The 17,249-nt window shown below is 64.6% G+C and carries 13 protein-coding genes and 3 pseudogenes; 11 read left to right on the forward strand and 5 right to left on the reverse strand.

Annotation, left to right across the window (positions count from 1 at the left end):
• Positions 1-112 precede the first annotated feature (112 nt).
• The 8 genes and pseudogenes from ahaH (at position 113) to SY89_RS03010 (ending at position 8,197) form a co-directional block, all read left to right on the forward strand.
• A complete protein-coding gene (gene ahaH, locus SY89_RS02975; protein ID WP_054583088.1) occupies positions 113-445 on the forward strand; it encodes an ATP synthase archaeal subunit H in 333 nt (110 codons plus the stop codon).
• Positions 432-2,576 (forward strand): V-type ATP synthase subunit I, encoded by a 2,145-nt coding sequence (locus SY89_RS02980; RefSeq protein WP_054583089.1) that lies wholly within the window; start codon positions 432-434, stop codon positions 2,574-2,576. The genes ahaH and SY89_RS02980 overlap by 14 nt, the downstream gene beginning before the upstream one ends.
• Positions 2,577-2,759: 183 nt before the next feature.
• The gene (locus SY89_RS02985) at positions 2,760-3,014 is read left to right on the forward strand and encodes an ATP synthase subunit K (RefSeq protein WP_054583090.1); all 255 of its coding nucleotides are present in this window, start codon (positions 2,760-2,762) and stop codon (positions 3,012-3,014) included.
• 21 nt (positions 3,015-3,035) lie between these two features.
• Positions 3,036-3,617: a V-type ATP synthase subunit E gene (locus SY89_RS02990; protein WP_054583091.1), complete on the forward strand. Its 582-nt coding sequence runs from the start codon at positions 3,036-3,038 to the stop codon at positions 3,615-3,617.
• Positions 3,614-4,668: pseudogene (gene ahaC, locus SY89_RS02995) on the forward strand (ATP synthase A1 subunit C). The gene SY89_RS02990 and the pseudogene ahaC overlap by 4 nt, the downstream one beginning before the upstream one ends.
• Positions 4,665-4,990: pseudogene (locus SY89_RS03000) on the forward strand (V-type ATP synthase subunit F). The pseudogenes ahaC and SY89_RS03000 overlap by 4 nt, the downstream one beginning before the upstream one ends.
• 2 nt (positions 4,991-4,992) lie before the next feature.
• Complete coding sequence (locus SY89_RS03005; protein WP_054583092.1) at positions 4,993-6,759, forward strand: ATP synthase subunit A; 1,767 nt, start codon at positions 4,993-4,995, stop codon at positions 6,757-6,759.
• A pseudogene (locus SY89_RS03010) lies at positions 6,759-8,197 on the forward strand (V-type ATP synthase subunit B). The gene SY89_RS03005 and the pseudogene SY89_RS03010 overlap by 1 nt, the downstream one beginning before the upstream one ends.
• A 178-nt stretch (positions 8,198-8,375) precedes the next feature.
• Here SY89_RS03010 and SY89_RS03015 read toward each other — a convergent pair.
• Positions 8,376-9,668: a 5'-nucleotidase C-terminal domain-containing protein gene (locus tag SY89_RS03015; protein ID WP_054583093.1), complete on the reverse strand. Its 1,293-nt coding sequence runs from the start codon at positions 9,666-9,668 to the stop codon at positions 8,376-8,378.
• Between the two features lie 233 nt (positions 9,669-9,901).
• On the opposite strand from SY89_RS03015, the gene thsA reads away from it, so the two are divergent.
• A complete protein-coding gene (thsA, locus tag SY89_RS03020; protein WP_054584651.1) occupies positions 9,902-11,551 on the forward strand; it encodes a thermosome subunit alpha in 1,650 nt (549 codons plus the stop codon).
• Between the two features lie 269 nt (positions 11,552-11,820).
• Here the strand turns inward: thsA and SY89_RS03025 are convergent, their stop codons facing one another.
• The 3 genes from SY89_RS03025 to SY89_RS18950 all read right to left on the reverse strand — a co-directional run bounded on the left by SY89_RS03025 (position 11,821) and on the right by SY89_RS18950 (position 14,147).
• Entirely contained in the window at positions 11,821-12,642 is an 822-nt protein-coding gene (locus SY89_RS03025; RefSeq protein WP_054583094.1) for a creatininase family protein, read from the reverse strand.
• Positions 12,643-12,966: 324 nt separating this feature from the next.
• The gene (locus SY89_RS03030) at positions 12,967-14,013 is read right to left on the reverse strand and encodes a tyrosine-type recombinase/integrase (RefSeq protein WP_204374412.1); all 1,047 of its coding nucleotides are present in this window, start codon (positions 14,011-14,013) and stop codon (positions 12,967-12,969) included.
• Positions 14,013-14,147: a hypothetical protein gene (locus SY89_RS18950; RefSeq protein ID WP_275575390.1), complete on the reverse strand. Its 135-nt coding sequence runs from the start codon at positions 14,145-14,147 to the stop codon at positions 14,013-14,015. Before SY89_RS18950 ends, SY89_RS03030 begins: the two co-directional genes overlap by 1 nt.
• 735 nt (positions 14,148-14,882) lie before the next feature.
• Here SY89_RS18950 and SY89_RS17040 point away from each other — a divergent pair.
• Positions 14,883-15,050 (forward strand): hypothetical protein, encoded by a 168-nt coding sequence (locus SY89_RS17040; protein WP_189319099.1) that lies wholly within the window; start codon positions 14,883-14,885, stop codon positions 15,048-15,050.
• A gap of 104 nt (positions 15,051-15,154) precedes the next feature.
• Here the strand turns inward: SY89_RS17040 and SY89_RS15645 are convergent, their stop codons facing one another.
• Positions 15,155-15,565 carry a hypothetical protein gene (locus SY89_RS15645; protein ID WP_204374413.1) on the reverse strand — a complete coding sequence of 137 codons (411 nt, stop codon included), beginning with the start codon at positions 15,563-15,565 and terminating at the stop codon, positions 15,155-15,157.
• 718 nt (positions 15,566-16,283) lie between these two features.
• Between SY89_RS15645 and SY89_RS16395 the strand changes: the two genes are divergently transcribed.
• Positions 16,284-17,210: a DUF6602 domain-containing protein gene (locus SY89_RS16395; RefSeq protein WP_144427114.1), complete on the forward strand. Its 927-nt coding sequence runs from the start codon at positions 16,284-16,286 to the stop codon at positions 17,208-17,210.
• The last annotated feature ends 39 nt before the right edge of the window (positions 17,211-17,249 follow it).

The raw sequence follows: 17,249 nt of genomic DNA on the forward strand, positions 1-17,249 counted from the left end.
CTGCTCGCCGTTCCGAAAACTCACGCTCGCGAGGGGTAGGACCCGTCTCGCTCCACCGCTCGCTTTCGCAAACACCTTATACGGCCCGGAAAAACCACGAACTGATCAGCTAATGCCCAGACCGGAAGTTCTTGATCGGATCAAGGAGGCGGAGGCCGACGCCGACGAGATCATCGAGGAGGCTCGCCGGGAGAAGGAGGAGCGCATCTCGGAGGCTCGGGAGGAGGCCGCCGAGATCCGTGAAACGGCCGAAGCGGAGGCCGACGAGCTCCAGGAGGAGCGCCTCGCGACGGCCCGCGAGGAGATCGAGGAGGAGAAAGAAGCGATTCTCGAGGAGGGCGAGTCCGAGCGTCAGGCCCTGATCGAGGAGGCCGAAGAGAACATCGAGGAGGCCGTGGAGTACGCGGTCGACCAGTTCGAGGAGGCGGTGCATGCTCAGGCCTAAACGGATGAGCAAGCTCTCGGTGGCCGGCTCCAAGCGGGTGATGGGGTCGGCTATCGAGGTCGTCCACGACGCCAACGTCCTCGACGTGTCCGAGTACGACGGCTCGTGGGACGGGTTCGAGCCGGGCGACCCGGAGGCAGCAGCCGAGCAGGCCTCCGAGAAGCTCGTGACCGTCCGCTCGATCAAGAGCATGCTCGACATCGACGACGCGTCGGTCGAGAGCAGCCGCACCATCTCCGAGGCGGATCTGGCGGAGACGCTCCCCGAGATCCGGGATCGCGTGAACGAACTCGACGACGAGCGCGACGCGCTCCGGAACGAGCTCCGCGGCGTCCAGGAGCGGCTCGACGCCGCGCGGCCGTTCGTCGACCTCGGGATCGACCTCAACCTGCTGTCGGGGTACGACAGCCTCGAAGTCGCCGTCGGTCAGGGCGACCGAGACTCCATCGAGCGCGAACTGCTCGACGCCGACGGCGTCCGCCAGTACGAGATCTTCGCCGGCGACGACGTGCTCGCGGTGTTCGTCTACCCCAGTGAGCACGCCGACGGGGTGCTCGACGACGCGCTCGTCGGCGCCGCGTTCACGAGCATCGACGTGCCCGACGCCGAGGTGGCCCCCGAGTCCTACGTCCGCGAACTCGAGAGCGAGAAGGACCGTATCGAGTCCGAGATCGCGGAGGTCGAGGCGGAACTGGGCGAACTCGAGCGCGAGAACGCCGAGTTCCTGCTGGCCGCCGAGGAGCACCTCGCGGTCCAGGTCCAGAAGGCCGAGGCGCCGCTCTCCTTTGCGACGACGAAGAACACGTTCGTCGCGGAGGGCTGGATCCCGACCGAGGAGTACGAGGGCGTCAGCGCCGCGCTGAAAGACGAGCTCGGCGACCGGGTCGAGGTCGAAGAGGTCGAGCGCGCCGCGTTCAAGTCCGACGGCGAGGCCGTCCACGAATCGGGCGAGGCCGTCGCCGACGGCGGCACCACGATCGGCAAAGACGAGCCGCCGGTCGTGCAGGACAACAACGGGCTGGTCCAGCCGTTCGAGGTGCTGGTCGAGGCGATCGGCCGGCCCAACTACGAGGAGTTCGACCCGACGGCGCTACTGTTCCTGACGTTCCCGGTGTTCTTCGGGTTCATGATCGGGGACGTGGGCTACGGGCTGGTGTACACCGCAATCGGCGGCTTCCTCTACACGCAGTACGACAGTCCCGGCTTCAAGAGCATGGGTGGCGTGACGATCGCGGCCGGGCTGGCGACGATCGTGTTCGGCTTCCTCTACGGCGAGATCTTCGGCCTGCACACCGTCAGCGAGGTCGTCTGGGGCGGTCACGCGCCGCTGCACAAGGGGCTCATCCCCGAGTACAGCTACTGGGTGCCCGCGTGGATCCTGGTGAGCGCCATGGCGGCGCTGGTCCACCTCAACCTCGGCTACGTGCTGGGCTTCTTCGAGGAGCTCCAGTTCCACGGCATCGAGGAGGCGGTCACGGAGAAGCTCTCGTGGATCTTCGCGATGAACGGCCTCTGGATCTTCATCGCCAGCAAGTGGTTCCAGGGCTCGAAGCCCGAGTTCATCTTCACCGTGTTCGATAGCGGCCCGAAGGCCGCCTTCGAGCTCGGCTTCAGCGGCTTCCCGGTGATCGTCGGACAGGTCGGTATCGGTCTGTTCCTGCTGGGTGCCGTGCTGCTGTTCCTCGGCGCGCCCGCCGAGGTCGTCGAGATCTTCGACGCGCTGGTGAACGTGCTCTCCTACGCCCGGCTGGCGGCGGTGCTGCTGGCGAAGGCAGGGATGGCCTTCGCGGTCAACCTGTTCTTCTTCGGCGTCGCCGTCACCGGCGAGGGCGAGGAGGCGTCGTGGCACTTCATGACCGGCCACGCCTACGAGGTCGGCGACATGTACCACGGCCACGAAGTGACGGAGATCCTGTTCGGCGGCCTGATGCACGGCGGCGTCGCGTCGCTGGTCGGCGGGATCCTCGTGCTCGTGCTCGGCCACATGCTGGTGCTCGCGCTGGGTGTCACCAGCGCCGGGCTGCAGGCGGTGCGTCTCGAGTACTACGAGTTCTTCTCGAAGTTCTTCGACGGCGGCGGCCGCGAGTACGAGCCGTTCGGCTACGAGCGCGTCCACAGCCGCGAGGAGTAGCGGGCCGTTCGGTTTTTCGGTTCTTTTTCGTTCGCCGAGTGACAACTCGGCCGCAACACCTGCTTTTCGTGTGTGCCGGTCTCGCACGTTCTCTTCGGCGCCTTTGGGAAGGTTTATGACCGTCGTGGGGCCAACTACGGCTTGTTCGGAGACGACTAACCGCGAATCCGAGTGGATACCCCTATGTTCGAAAACGCACTCCAAGTCGCAAGCCTCGTACTGCAGGACGCAAGTGGTCCGGCCATCACCTCGACGGGTATGGCGGCCCTCGCGGTCGGTCTCGCCGGTCTCGGTGCCGGGTACGCCGAGCGTGGGATCGGGTCCGCCGCCGTCGGCGCCGTCGCCGAAGACGACGATCTCTTCGTGCAGGCCCTGATTCTGACGGTTCTGCCGGAGACGATCCTGATCTTCGCGCTGGTCGCCATGATCCTGGCGTAACTTTCCTCTCCCTTTCCGCTCATGAGCTTGGAAACCGTCGTCGAGGACGTCAGAGACGAAGCCCGCGCGCGTGCCGAGGAGATACGCGAAGCGGGCGAGAGCCGGGCAGAGGAGATTATCTCGGAGGCGGAGGCCGACGCCGAGGAGATCGTCGAGCAGCGCGAGCAGGAAGTCCAGACACAGATCGACGAGGAGCGCGAACAGGCGCTGTCGAGCGCGAAGCTCACGGCCAAACAGAAGCGCCTGGAAGCCCGTCGTGACGTGCTGGAGCGGGTCCGCGAGCAGCTCGAGGAGCGCGTCGCCGAGATCGACGGCGAGCGCCGCGAGGAGCTGACCCGTTCGCTGCTGGATGCGGCCGCCGAGGAGTTCGACGACGATGCGGACGTCGAAGTCTACGGCCGCGAGTCGGACGAAGCGATGCTGACGGACCTGCTCTCGGAGTACGAGGGCTGGTCGTTCGCCGGCACCGAGGACTGTCTCGGTGGCGTCGTCGTCGAGAGCGAGAGCTCTCGCGTCAGCGTGGACAACACCTTCGACTCCGTGATCGCGGAGGTCTGGGACGAGGAGCTCAAACGCATCAGCGAACGCCTCTTCGAAGAATGAGCGCAACCGGCAGTTCCAACCCGGAGTACGTCAACGCTCGCGTGAGCGCCCGGCGTGCGACGCTGTTCGACGAGGAGGACTACCGGAAGCTGCTGCGGATGAGCCCCGACGAGATCTCCCGCTACATGGAGGAATCGACGTACCAGGGTCAGATCAACCGGCTGAGGTCGCGGTTCTCGGGTGTCGACCTGGTCGAGTACGCCCTGAACGCGGGGCTGGCCGACACGTTCGACGAACTGCTCGCGTGGGCTGACGGCCGCCTGTACGAGCAGGTCGCCCGCTACCTGCGGAAGTTCGACGCGTGGAACGTCAAGACGGCCGTCCGCGGCATCTACGCCGAAACCGACCCCGAAGCGGTCGAGGACGACCTCATCCGTGCCGGCGAGTTCGACGACGTGCTGCTCGACCAACTGGTCGAGGCCGAGAGCGTCGACGCGATCGTCGACCTGCTCGACGGCACGATCTTCGGCGACCCCCTCGCCGCGGCCGCCGAGCAGTACGACGAGTCCGGCATGCTCGTCCCGCTGGAGAACGCCATCGACCGGGCGTACTACGAGAACCTGTTCGAGGGCGTGACTAGCGCCGCTGGTGCGGGGCCGGAGTCGGCGTACGCCGAGTACCTGCAGGCCGAGATCGACTTCCGTAACGTGCGCAACGCGCTGCGGCTCGCACGGAGCGGTGCGGAGGTCGAGCCCGCCGAGTACTTCATCGAGGGTGGCACGCTGTTCACCCCGAGGAGCTGTCGACGCTCTCCCGGAACCGCGACCAGCTGGTCGAGCACATCCGCGAGAGCCGCTACGGCGACGAGCTCGGCGCTGCGCTTGACGAGATGGCCGAAGCGGACAGCCTCATCGGCTTCGAGCGCGCCCTCGAGGGTGCGCTGGTCGAACACGCACGCAACGCCGGTCACGCCCACCCGATGTCGGTGTGTCCGGTGATCGCGTTCGTGCTCGCGAAGGAGCGTGAGGCGGACAACATCCGTGCCATCGCCCGAGGCACCCAGGCGGGGCTCGACCCCGAGGAGATTCGGGCGGAACTGGTGGTACAATGAGTCAGGAGATCGCCGTGATCGGGAGCCCGGAGTTCACGACCGGGTTCCGCCTCGCCGGCGTCCGGAAGTTCGAGGACGTCCCCGACGAGGAGAAGGCGGATCGGCTTGACGACGCCGTCGCGTCGACGATGACCGACGACGACGTGGGCATCATCGTGATGCACAACGACGACCTCGACTACCTCTCGCGGGGACCCGCGAGGACGTCGAGACGAGCGTCGAACCGACGCTCGTGACGCTCGGCGGCGGCGCCGGCAGCGGCGGACTGCGCGACCAGATCAAACGAGCCATCGGGATCGACCTGATGGACGACGAGGACTAACAATGAGTCAGGCAACAGACGTCGCCGCGGAAGACCGCGGCCAGATCGAGAGCGTGAGTGGTCCGGTCGTGACCGCCGTCGACCTCGACGCCCGGATGAACGACGTCGTCTACGTGGGCGACGAAGGGCTGATGGGCGAAGTTATCGAGATCGAGGGCAACGTCACGACGGTCCAAGTGTACGAAGAGACCTCCGGGGTCGGCCCCGGCGAACCCGTCGTCAACACGGGCGAGCCGCTGACGGTCGACCTGGGTCCGGGGATGCTGGACTCCATCTACGACGGCGTTCAGCGCCCGCTGGACGTGCTGGAGGACAAGATGGGCTCCCCGTTCCTCGACCGTGGGGTCGACGCCCCCGGGATCGACATGGAGCAGACGTGGGAGTTCAAGCCCGCCGTCGAGGAGGGCGACACCGTCGAGCCCAGCGAGATCGTCGGCGAGGTCCCGGAGACCCAGACCATCGACCACAAGGTCATGGTCCCGCCGGACTACGAGGGCGGCGAGGTCGTCGCCGTCGAGTCGGGCGAGTTCACCGTCGAGGAGACGGTCGTCGAGCTCGACAACGGCGAGGAGATCCAGATGCACCAGGAGTGGCCAGTGCGTGAGGCCCGACCGGTCAAGGAGAAGCAGACGCCGACGGAGCCGCTGATCTCCGGTCAGCGCATCCTCGACGGCCTGTTCCCGCTCGCGAAGGGCGGGACGGCGGCGATTCCGGGTCCGTTCGGCTCCGGGAAAACCGTCACCCAGCAGAGTCTCGCGAAGTTCGCCGACGCCGACATCGTCGTCTACATCGGCTGTGGCGAGCGGGGCAACGAGATGACGGAAGTCATCGACGACTTCCCGGAGCTGCCCGACCCCCAGACCGGGAACCCGCTGATGGAGCGGACGACCCTGATCGCGAACACCTCGAACATGCCCGTGGCCGCACGGGAGTCCTGTGTGTACACCGGGATCACCATCGGGGAGTTCTACCGCGACATGGGGTACGACGTGGCGCTGATGGCCGACTCCACCTCCCGGTGGGCCGAGGCCATGCGCGAGATCTCCTCCCGACTGGAGGAGATGCCCGGCGAGGAGGGGTACCCGGCCTACCTGGCCGCCCGCCTCTCCCAGTTCTACGAGCGAGCCGGCTACTTCGAGAACATCAACGGTAGCGAGGGCTCGATCTCGGTGATCGGTGCCGTCTCGCCGCCGGGCGGTGACTTCTCGGAGCCGGTCACCCAGAACACGCTGCGTATCGTCAAGACGTTCTGGGCGCTGGACGCCGACCTGGCCGAGCGCCGGCACTTCCCGGCGATCAACTGGGACGAGTCGTACTCGCTCTACAAGGACCAGCTCGACGAGTGGTTCGAGGAGAACGTCTCCGAGGACTGGCCCGAGCGGCGACAGTGGGCCGTCGACGTGCTCGACGAGGAGAGCGAGCTCCAGGAGATCGTTCAGCTGGTCGGGGAGGACGCCCTGCCCGACGACCAGCGACTCACCCTCGAGATCGCGCGCTACATCCGTGAAGGATGGCTCCAGCAGAACGCCTTCATCGAGGTGGACCAGTACTGTCCGCCCGAGAAGACGTTCCAGATGCTGGGTGCGATCCGGAAGTTCGACGACGAGGCGTTCGAGGCGCTCGAGGCCGGCGTCCCGATCGACGAGATCACGAGCATCGACGCCGCGCCGAAGCTCAACCGCATCGCCACGACTCCCGACGACGAGGTCGAGGAGCACGTCGAGGAGCTGAAAGACGACATCGAGACCCAACTGCGCGAGCTCTACTGATGAAAGAGTACAAAACAATCACCGAGATTTCGGGCCCGCTCGTCTTCGCGGAGGTCGACGAGTCCATCGGGTACGACGAGATGGTCGAGATCGAGACCGCCGACGGGGACACGCTCCGTGGGCAGGTGCTCGAGTCCGCCGACGACCTCGTCGCGATCCAGGTGTTCGAGGGCACCAGCGGTATCGACCGCAACGCGTCCGTGCGGTTCACGGGCGAGACGCTGAAGATGCCCGTCACCGAGGACCTCCTCGGACGGGTGCTGGACGGCTCGGGCAACCCCATCGACGGCGGTCCCGACATCGTCCCCGACGAGCGCCACGACATCGTCGGCGAGGCGATCAACCCCGTCTCCCGGGAGTACCCCGAGGAGTTCATCCAGACCGGCGTCTCCGCCATCGACGGCATGAACACGCTGGTCCGGGGCCAGAAGCTGCCGATCTTCTCCGCCTCCGGGCTGCCCCACAGCGAACTCGCGCTCCAGATCGCCCGACAGGCGACGGTGCCCGAGGAGGACGAGAGCAGCGACGACGGCGAGGGGTCGGAGTTCGCCGTGGTGTTCGGCGCCATGGGGATCACCCAGGAGGAGGCAAACGAGTTCATGGCCGACTTCGAGCGCACCGGCGCGCTGGAGCGCTCGGTCGTGTTCATGAACCTCGCCGACGACCCGGCGGTCGAGCGAACGGTCACGCCGCGGATGGCGCTGACCACCGCCGAGTACCTCGCCTTCGAGAAGGGTACCACGTGCTGACGATCCTGACGGACATGACCAACTACTGCGAGGCGCTCCGAGAGATCGGCGCCGCGCGTGAGGAGGTCCCCGGCCGGCGTGGCTACCCCGGGTACATGTACACCGACCTGGCCCAGCTCTACGAGCGGGCCGGCCGTATCGACGGCCGCGAGGGATCGGTGACCCAGATCCCGATCCTCACCATGCCCGGCGAGGACGACACCCATCCGATCCCGGACCTGACGGGGTACATCACCGAGGGGCAGATCGTGATGGACCGCGACCTCGACAGCAAGGGGATGGAGCCGCCCGTCAACGTCCTGCCCAGCCTCTCCCGGCTGATGGACGACGGTATCGGCGAGGGGCTCACCCGCGAGGACCACGGCGACCTGAAGGACCAGCTGTTCGCGGCGTACGCACAGGGTGAGGACCTGCGCGACCTCGTGAACATCGTCGGTCGCGAGGCGCTCTCGGAGACCGACAACAAGTACCTCGACTTCGCCGACCGCTTCGAGACGGAGTTCGTCGATCAGGGGTTCCGCACGAACCGCGACATCGACCAGACGCTCGACATCGGCTGGGAGCTCATCTCGCTGCTCCCGAAGACGGAGCTCAACCGTATCGGCGAGGACCTGATCGAGGAGTACTACGTCGAGGACGCGGGCGTCGACGGCGACGCCGGCTCCGAGGAAGCACCCGCGGACGACTGAACCGATCGCGGCTGGCGACCTGCTGGGCCCTCCGTGGCCCAGCAACGGAGCGCCACGACGCGATCGTGTAGCCAGTCACGGCTTGCGACCGAGAGTGACCCCGTGTCACTCTCCGGGAGCGTGTTGCCGTGACTGTGTCGGCAGTCCCGGTGCCGATCTTCTCTCCCTCTCTCCGTTCTCACTCGTTCACAGCGCCGAGCCCGCCGTTTCGCGCGTGCGAGAGGATTCGCTCGTGCTGAGCCCCGGCGTTGGCGACGATGGCCTGTTCCGAGAACCCCGGAAGGATCTCGTTGTAGGCCTCGTAGCTCGTGGTTCCCACGGTCACCGTCTCGCCGTCTGGAACCGGTTCGCCGCCGACGGTCGCGGAGTTCGGATCCGCGTTGGCCCACACCCCCAGACCGTGCGTGGCGTCGATTGGCCCCTGCGTCGCCCGGAGTGCCGCCCGCAGGTCGGCGGCGTCGACGGCCAGCGTGACCAGTTCAGAGCCGAAGGGCACTGTGCCGATCAGGTCGCCGGTGGTCACCTCGCCCGCGATGGACTCGCGAACTGACGCTTCCAGGACGAACCCCACGTCGGCGCCGCGTTCGCCAGAGGGAGTCTCCGCCTCCGCGCGATAGGCGTCGGCGACGAACCCTGCAGTCTCAAGCGTCGTCAGCGGCGCGTCGAGGGTCGCGAGGCGGTCGTCCAGTCCGGCGGCGTCCAGCCGGGCGCGGTACGCCTCGGCGATGGGGCCGGAGACCGGGTAGTCGGCCGTCTCGTGGATTTCCCCCATCGCTTCCGCCCTCAGTTCGACTTCGAGCAGTTCGTGGCCGACGCCGGCGGTCCTGGCGACCAGCGTCCCGTCGACGTGCTCCACGACGCGTTCGTGGTCGTGAGCACCGACCACCGCGTCGGCGTCGACTGCGCGTGCGATTTCCTCGTCGAGTGGGCCGCAGTGAGAGAGCACGACGACGTGATCGACGCTCGGCGGGAGGTCGGCGATAGCCTCCGTCGCGGCCCGGATCGGGTCCGTGAACTCGAGGTCGTCGACCGCGAAACAGAGCTCCGGCGTCTCAGGGGTGACGAGGCCGACGACGGCGACCGTCCGGTCGCCGATATCGAGCGTGACGCTGTCCGGGAGGTCGAGATGCTCGCCGCCGTCGACGTTCGCGCCGAGCCAGCGACCGGGGGTGGCGGCCGCGAACCCGGCCAGCCAGTCGGGGCCGTAGTCGAAGTCGTGGTTCCCCGGGACGTGTGCGTCGGGGGCGAGCGCCCGGTGGAGCGGGGCGATCTGTCCGCGGCCCGTGTCGGTCGTGAAGGCGAGGGCCCCCATCGCGGTGGCGTCGCCGGCGTCGAGCACGGCGGTTCGGTCGTCCCGCAACGCGTCCACGGCGCCGGCGAGGCGGCCGATCCGCTCCGGGTGGTCGACGGCAGTCTCCACGTCGTTGATCACCAGCAGCCGGGGCCCAGCGGCCCCCGCGTCCGTCGTCATGCGTCGGCGTGGGGTCCTCGTCGTGATAGGTTCACGGGTCCCGAGTTCGGGCCCCAACGGCCGGCTCCGGAGGGTTCCGAACAGGTATTTAAACCTGTGCATGATACACGTTAGCAAACCGCTGTATCGGCTGCGTGCGGCGATCTCTCACGGGGTGACCACAACATCTTTATAGAACCACGGACAATCTATCGCTGAACATGAGTCAGCGACAGCGCATGGGTAACCAGCCCATGATCGTACTTTCCGAGGACAGCCAGCGAACCTCCGGGCAGGACGCCCAGGAGATGAACATCACGGCCGGGAAGGCCGTCGCCGAGTCGGTCCGCACCACGCTCGGACCCAAAGGCATGGACAAGATGCTCGTCGACTCCTCGGGCGGCGTCGTCGTCACGAACGACGGCGTGACGATCCTGAAGGAGATGGACATCGATCACCCCGCGGCCAACATGATCGTCGAAGTCTCCGAGACCCAGGAGGAGGAGGTCGGCGACGGCACGACGACGGCCGTCGTCGTCGGCGGTGAACTCCTCGACCAGGCCGAGGAGCTCGTCGAGTCCGACGTGCACCCGACGACGATCGCGCAGGGGTACCGCGCGGCCGCCGAGAAGGCCAAGGAGATCCTCACCGAGGAGGCCATCGAGGTCACCGCGGACGACTACGACACGCTGACCAAGATCGCCGAGACGGCGATGACCGGCAAGGGCGCCGAGACGGCCAAGGACCAGCTGGCCGAGCTCGTCGTCGACGCCGTCCTCGCCGTGCAGGACGACACCGGGATCGACACGGACAACGTCTCCATCGAGAAGGTCGTCGGCGGCTCCATCGAGAACTCCGAGCTGATCGAGGGCGTCATCGTCGACAAGGAGCGCGTCAACGAGAACATGCCCTACGCCGTCGAGGACGCCGACGTCGCGCTGTTCGACGGCGCCATCGAGGTGAAGGAGACCGAGATCGACGCCGAGGTCAACGTCACCGACCCCGACCAGCTCCAGCAGTTCATGGAGCAGGAGGAGCAGCAGCTCCGCGAGATGGTCGACCACCTCGTCGACGTCGGCGCCGACGTGGTGTTCGTCGGTGACGGCATCGACGACATCGCGCAGCACTACCTCGCCCAGGAGGGCATCCTCGCGGTCCGCCGCGCGAAGAGCGACGACCTGAAGGCGCTGGCTCGCTCGACCGGCGCGACGACGGTCTCCGCCCTCGACGACATCGAGGAGGAGGACCTCGGCTTCGCCGGCAGCGTCGCCCAGAAGGACATCGGCGGCGACGAGCGCATCTTCGTCGAGGACGTCGAGGAGGCCCGCTCGGTCACGCTGGTGCTCCGCGGCGGCACCGACCACGTGGTCGACGAGCTCGAACGCGCCATCGACGACTCCATCGGCGTCGTGCGCACGACGCTGCTCGACGGGCAGGTGCTGCCCGGCGGCGGCGCGCCCGAGGTCGAGCTCGCACTGCAGCTCCGCCAGTTCGCTGACTCCGTCGGCGGCCGCGAGCAGCTCGCCGTCGAAGCCTTCGCCGACGCGCTGGAAGTCATCCCGCGCACGCTCGCGGAGAACGCCGGCCTCGACCCGATCGACTCGCTGGTCGACCTGCGCGCCAGCCACGACGGCGGCGCGTTCACCTCCGGCCTCGACGCCTACACGGGCGACATCGTCGACATGCAGGAAGACGGCGTCGTCGAGCCGCTCCGTGTGAAGACCCAGGCCGTCGAGTCCGCCACGGAGGCGGCGACGATGATCCTCCGCATCGACGACGTGATCGCCGCGGGCGACCTCGCCGGCGGTCAGGTCGGCGACGACGACGGCGGGGACGAGATGCCGCCGGGCGGCGGCGGCATGGGCGGCATGGGCGGTATGGGTGGCATGGGCGGCGCTATGTAAGATCGGTCGCAGACCGATCCGCCATGGCCGCGTAGCCCCCCACCGCTGTATCGGCCTCCAACTGAGGGTCAGACAGCACGCGTTTCTCAACCCGCGACAACTTTCCGATCGTTTCTACACGGACGCCGTCTAGCCCGGTATTTATTTGTGCGTCCCGTACCGCCTCTCAAACACCCGACTGGTCCGTCGGGTAGTCAGAGGCAGGCCGGCGGGTCCTTCCGGCCCCGCTGTGTTCGATCTGGTGCAGTGCCCGCTCCGGGCACGCGTTTTCACTCGTGAACCGTCCGGAGCAGCGCTTCGAGCTCGTCGACGAACCCCTCGAACATCGCCTCGCCCTTCGCCGCACTGACCGCGCTCACGTCGCCCATCGCCCCCGAGTCGGACCACTCGGCCACGTCGAGCGTGACGTTCAGCGGGCCCGAACCCAGTAGATCCGCGGGCGCCTGGTCGTACTCTGTCTCCCACTCGGTCGCCGCCAACCGCTCGTCGTCGACCAGTTCCGGGTGGAGGTGGAGCATCAGCGAGGTCTCCAGCTCCCCGCCGTGGGCCATCCCGCCGAGATCGCTCTCCCGCACGTCGTCGAGGAAGTACTCGCCGAGTTCGAAGTAGGTCAGTCCCAAGATCTCTGTGTCCGGTTGCTCGGCGCCGACGCGCTGGGTCGCTGCCGCGATCAGCGGGCGGTTCCCCCCGTGGCCGTTGAGGAAGAGGAGAGTGTCGAACGCGTTGCCCAGCGCGCTGTCGGCGATCTGCGAGAGCGTATCGCTCAGCGTGTCGAACTCCGCGCTGACCGTGCCGCCGAAGGGGAGGTGGTGTGGCGAGTGACCCAGCCACAGCGGCGGCGTGGTGAGGACCGGAATGTCGTCGGCGACGCGCTCGCCGGCACGCTGTCCGCCGGTGTTGGCAACGCGTTCGGCGCCGGCCGTGGCGACGGCGTCGACGAGAATCGTGTCGGTGCCGGTCGGGAGGTGGTGGCCGTGCTGTTCGAGGGCGCCGACTGGCACGACGAGGATGGAGCCGTCCTGCTCGGCGATCGCCTCGATCTCGGGGTACGGTTTCGCGGCCCACGCGACGGCGCTGCTGGTGTCGACCATGGGGTGAGTTGGCAAAGGGCTGGCAAGTAGGTGTGGGTGGCGGACATCGACGGCCCGCGGGACCCGGTGGCCGGAGGCAGGTGCGGTGGGAAGCGAACCACGGTCGGACGTGCTCGCCCACTGCGTTCGCTGCGCCCGACCTCCCTGCTTCGAGCCCGACGGGCGCCGCTGCTCACGTTCGTTCACAGCCACGGGCACGGTGGGACTCTCGCGAGCGACCGAAGGGAGCGAGTGAGAGTACGCCGCGACCGTGAACGGCTGAAAGGAGTGAACGGGCACGGTGGGGGTTGACGTTTCGGCTTTTCGCGGGGTAGGAACTCGCACTCATAGGTCTGGCAGGAAGTCGCTACGCTGTTCGGCCTGTTCACGGTCTGAACGCCGGTCGTAGTGGCGCGTTAGGATGTCTTCGCTCGCGTTCAGGCGATCCTCGACGATCCGACGCGGCACGTCCTCTCGACGGTAGTACGTCACCCGACCGCTCCGAACGTCGTGGGGAGATCGGGCGGACGGGCACTTGCTCGCGTGGTCGAGATGCGTAGCCTCACACGTCTCTACGTCGCGGTCGTGCGGGCACTCTGCGCCGCGCCAGCAGGGGCGAGTCACGCGGTAGAGCGTACTCCGTAGCGTGTTGCCGACCGGGCGACCGTACTGGGTCGTGATCAGCGGGTCGCGGCCCTGGTCGTCCGTCACGTCGTTCCGGTGGTACTCGATGTAGTCCTCGATGTACCGGGCCGCTTTCTCGCTGATCCGATTCCAGCGCGTGCCGTCCTCGTGGTTCTTCAGCGGCGTACCAGACTCGGGGCGGTGGACGAAGTGGACCGCGGGGCCGTTGAAGCGTGGGTGGGAACCTTCGAGGTCGCAGTCCTCGAGGTCGAGCCCGCGAATCGCACCGGAGCGGGCGCCCGTCTCCCACAGCAGCAGCATGATGATGTGGTCGCGGCTGCCCGGCTGCGCGCCTTCGAGGTAGTCGAGTATCTCGATAGCCCGCTCAGGCTTGAGGGTCGAGTCCGACACGTCCTCGCCGTTCTTCATCGTCGGCAGCGTGAGCTGCTCGTACAGCTCCGGGTCTACTGCGTCCACGTCGCCCGCGAAGCGCAGGAACCGCCGGAGCGTGGCCAACTGGCCTTTCAGCGTGACGAGTCGGATAGCTTCCCGGCCGTCGCCCTCACCTTCCCGACGCCACGTCCGGTAGCGGTAGAGGTCGCGGCCGGAGAGTTCGTTCAGATTCTCGATCCCTTCCTCGTCGCAGAACTGCAGGAACGCGTTCAGCCGGTGGCGCTCACTCTTCCGGGTCGACTCCGCGTGTTCGTCCTGCATCGCATCGAGGAACATCTTCACACCGTCGACCGGCGAGATCGGGTCGAGGTCCATCAGGCCGACACCCCATCGGGGAGTTCGAACGCGAGCGACAGTCGCTCGGCCTCGGACCCGCAGGCGGGGCACGTTGCCACGTCCTCGAACGTCAGCACCGAGCAGTCGGCGCAGATGAACAGGCGGTCGCTCACTAGTCGGCCCTCCGGTACGGGGTCATCCGACCGAGCCGACAGCTGAGGCAACGGTCGTGGTAGTCCCTCCGCAGGACGTTCATCAGCCCGCCGCAGTCGTCACACCGTTCGTCGGCGTCCGTCACGCCGAACCACCTACCGTGAGGAACTGTGCGCAGCGTTCGCAGGCGGTCTCTTCCCGGCGCGGGTCGGGCTTCGTGGGGTCGCCGCAGTAGACGCAGTACCCGCCGGAGTTATCTGAAAGCGGTACATCTGACCGTTTGGGGCTTTCTAGCCCCGTGTTGGCTTCGTTCAATCTGACCACCGGAGCCACCTTCGGGCCGTGTCTCAGCACGGCCCGGCTCTCAACCGAGGAGAGCCATCAGTCGGCGACTCCGATTCGGTACATGATTGGAGCCCACTTATTTGTTTGGTCTAATTCGTTAGACGGATTAGTTAGCTCCTGTCGGCGGCACCCTTTTGGTTGACCGCAGTTGTGCATACAGTAATGACCGACGAGAAGCCAGGGGAGCGCTCGGAATTCGATGAATACCTTGAGGAGCACGGATGGCATGTGAGCACTGGGGAGTATGACCACGAAGAACTCAGCCCGCCAGATTGGATTACCGATCTAGACCGGGAAATCTGCAAGTTACTGGCCATGGGCCTAATTCTCACGCCGTCGGTAATCAGCAAGAATATCGACAGGCCCAGGAGCTCGATCTCAAACCGTCTCAGTACGCTTGAAGCGGGGGGTTGGTCGAGAAGGTGGAAAGGGGCCACTACAAGCTCACTGAGGAGGGGTACGCCACAATGCTGGAAACTATTGAAGTCGAGGGGCCCGAGAAAGAATCAGGCGGCAGAACTTGGCACGCAACGAGGGTTCTTTCTCCGGAGGAAGCAGAAAAGCACAGCGACAAATAGACGGTCGCGTTCGACTTTTGGGCACTCAGTCGCCGCCGTCGATCGGGGACTCACTCGATGGGCACTCCGTTGGATAAAAAATGGGAGTGAAGGGCTCTACGCCCTCAACTGCTTGACCGAACGATATACCGGGGCTTGTCCCTCAGCCGGTATTTGTTCCTGGTCCAAGTTGCCCGAAGCTCTACACTGCTGGCCCGAGCGTTGAACTTCGACTGGAAGTTATTCCGTTCTGAGTTACTCGCCCAGTTGACTTTGCTGGGGTTCAGCGAAAGCCCTTCTTTGTTGACCATCTGCTGGGCCAACTTCTCTTGGCCGCTGAGTCTGAATTTGGCCTTGTTGTCATCCCCTGGAATGACCGCGAGCAACATCGTACTCCCGCCCGGATACCTGCGGAAGTAATTGTCGTTGGCCGCGATTTTGTTGAGGGTCTGGGTTGTCGTTGAGTCGGTTAGGTGACGATTCAACTCGGAACATGCGAAGGTGTCATCACCGAAGTTCGCCTCCGCAACTTCCAAGATCTGTTGTCGGCGGGACGTGAGTTCGTCCCAGTTTGTAACGTGTTTCAATTGCTGGAGTGCCGACTATTCCCTCCTCAGGTCACTTTCACCGTGGCCAAAGGAGCAAAGTACTCCCTGGAACAAGGTGCGCTTGACCCGAGGCAGGGCGATCCCCTGTCGGCGGGTAGGGGTAGTACCAACCTGCGCGTATCGCTCTGTGTGTGTGTGATTGTGGATACGCGCAGGGCGATGCGCCCTTCCTTTCCGTTGTTACTGGTAGCTCACAGCATGACAATCAATAGTATGGTATGCTGCTTTATAGGCTTGGCCGAACCAAGGTGAAAGTGAAATTAAGCGCTATATAATCAGGGTACGGGAGTGAGTTTTGCAAGTGAATGGAAGGGGTTTCTATGGCAAAATGGAGTCGAAAACAGCTTTCGATTCAGTAGTAATAGATAAACAAATCTGTCACTAAAATCGTTCAAACGCCACTGGGGCTACACGATTCGGGCCGCGGGGCGGCCCTCTCACGTCCCGGCTTCCGGGTCGAGGGCGAGCCCTCGCTTCCGGCAGTCGCTCCGCTGCGCGGCCCTCGGGGCGCTCGGGCCGCGCCGGGCGCTCCGCGACTCTCCGGTCCTTGCGGTGGACTGTGGCACGGAGCAGCCCCAACGGAGATATAGCAATATGGCGCTTATTCGGCCACTTCTTTAAATAGAGCGAATGAAAATAGAACATCATGACTACGATCAACTCCCCGGCCGGATTATTAGAGAGTTTTCAGAACCAACTTGAACATGATTGGAGTCGGTTTCGTAATATTGCAGGTAACGATACTGCTAGAGGAAGTTCATATGAAAATGCACTAAGTAATTTACTTGACCAGTATTTAGGGGGCAAATTTGACATTCATACAGCATGCTCTGTGATGGATAGAAATGTATCCTGTTTTGACAAATTTGGAAATGGTGCAAGTAATGAAATCGATGTTGTGGCTCTGTTTTCACATTCCACTCCGAGAATTGTACTTCGGGAACATGAGATTACATGGGTTCCCCTGAGTGGTGTCGCATTCTTGTGTGAAGTGAAAAGCCGTGTTGACAAAGGGCGCTTAGAGTCTGACCTAGATAAGTTATCAGTACTACGTGAATTGGAGAAAGACCCCGACGATAGGTTTGGAGTTACTGTGTCTGGCGATTATTCAGTTAACCATCAGTTACACTGTCTTGTTTATGATGAATCCTCTATCTCTGATGATGAATTGAACTCCCAGCTAGCCAACTCCACTGACTGGGATTTAGTTCTGCTTGTGAAAGAAGGCACTCTGATGATCAACAATACCTTGTCCATCTCCGAGTATCTAGTTCCTCTCGCAATAGCCTCTCAAATACCTGACCCATCAAACGATGAACGGATATCTAACTCAGATGAACCACAGGATATCCATATTCCGGGAAACAGTGAAGATGGCATTATTTCTATAAATAATGGTCTTACTTGGTTTATTCTAGCGATATCTGGATCTATCCCGTGGCCAGTAGGACTGACCACCGCAGATCACCTGTCACAATTAGCGATGAAATCTGAAACAAAACTCCAATTTGGCGCGGCCAAGTCAGTAAGTGAACAAATAAATCTTGACGGCTCTGATGAGAATAGTTCCTAAGCAACGTTCACCAGTTGATAATATGGCATTTAATCCCTC

Origin of the sequence: Halolamina pelagica (genome assembly GCF_001307315.1) — an archaeon.
GTDB lineage: Archaea > Halobacteriota > Halobacteria > Halobacteriales > Haloferacaceae > Halolamina > Halolamina pelagica_B.

Excerpts from the sequence above, each read along its gene's own strand:
- ahaH (WP_054583088.1), top strand. The coding sequence starts at position 113 with ATGCCCAGACCGGAAGTTCTTGATCGGATCAAGGAGGCGGAGGCCGAC.
- SY89_RS02980 (WP_054583089.1), top strand. The coding sequence starts at position 432 with ATGCTCAGGCCTAAACGGATGAGCAAGCTCTCGGTGGCCGGCTCCAAG.
- SY89_RS02985 (WP_054583090.1), top strand. The coding sequence starts at position 2,760 with ATGTTCGAAAACGCACTCCAAGTCGCAAGCCTCGTACTGCAGGACGCA.
- SY89_RS02990 (WP_054583091.1), top strand. The coding sequence starts at position 3,036 with ATGAGCTTGGAAACCGTCGTCGAGGACGTCAGAGACGAAGCCCGCGCG.
- SY89_RS03005 (WP_054583092.1), top strand. The coding sequence starts at position 4,993 with ATGAGTCAGGCAACAGACGTCGCCGCGGAAGACCGCGGCCAGATCGAG.
- SY89_RS03015 (WP_054583093.1), bottom strand. The coding sequence starts at position 9,668 with ATGACGACGGACGCGGGGGCCGCTGGGCCCCGGCTGCTGGTGATCAAC.
- thsA (WP_054584651.1), top strand. The coding sequence starts at position 9,902 with ATGATCGTACTTTCCGAGGACAGCCAGCGAACCTCCGGGCAGGACGCC.
- SY89_RS03025 (WP_054583094.1), bottom strand. The coding sequence starts at position 12,642 with ATGGTCGACACCAGCAGCGCCGTCGCGTGGGCCGCGAAACCGTACCCC.
- SY89_RS03030 (WP_204374412.1), bottom strand. The coding sequence starts at position 14,013 with ATGGACCTCGACCCGATCTCGCCGGTCGACGGTGTGAAGATGTTCCTC.
- SY89_RS16395 (WP_144427114.1), top strand. The coding sequence starts at position 16,284 with ATGACTACGATCAACTCCCCGGCCGGATTATTAGAGAGTTTTCAGAAC.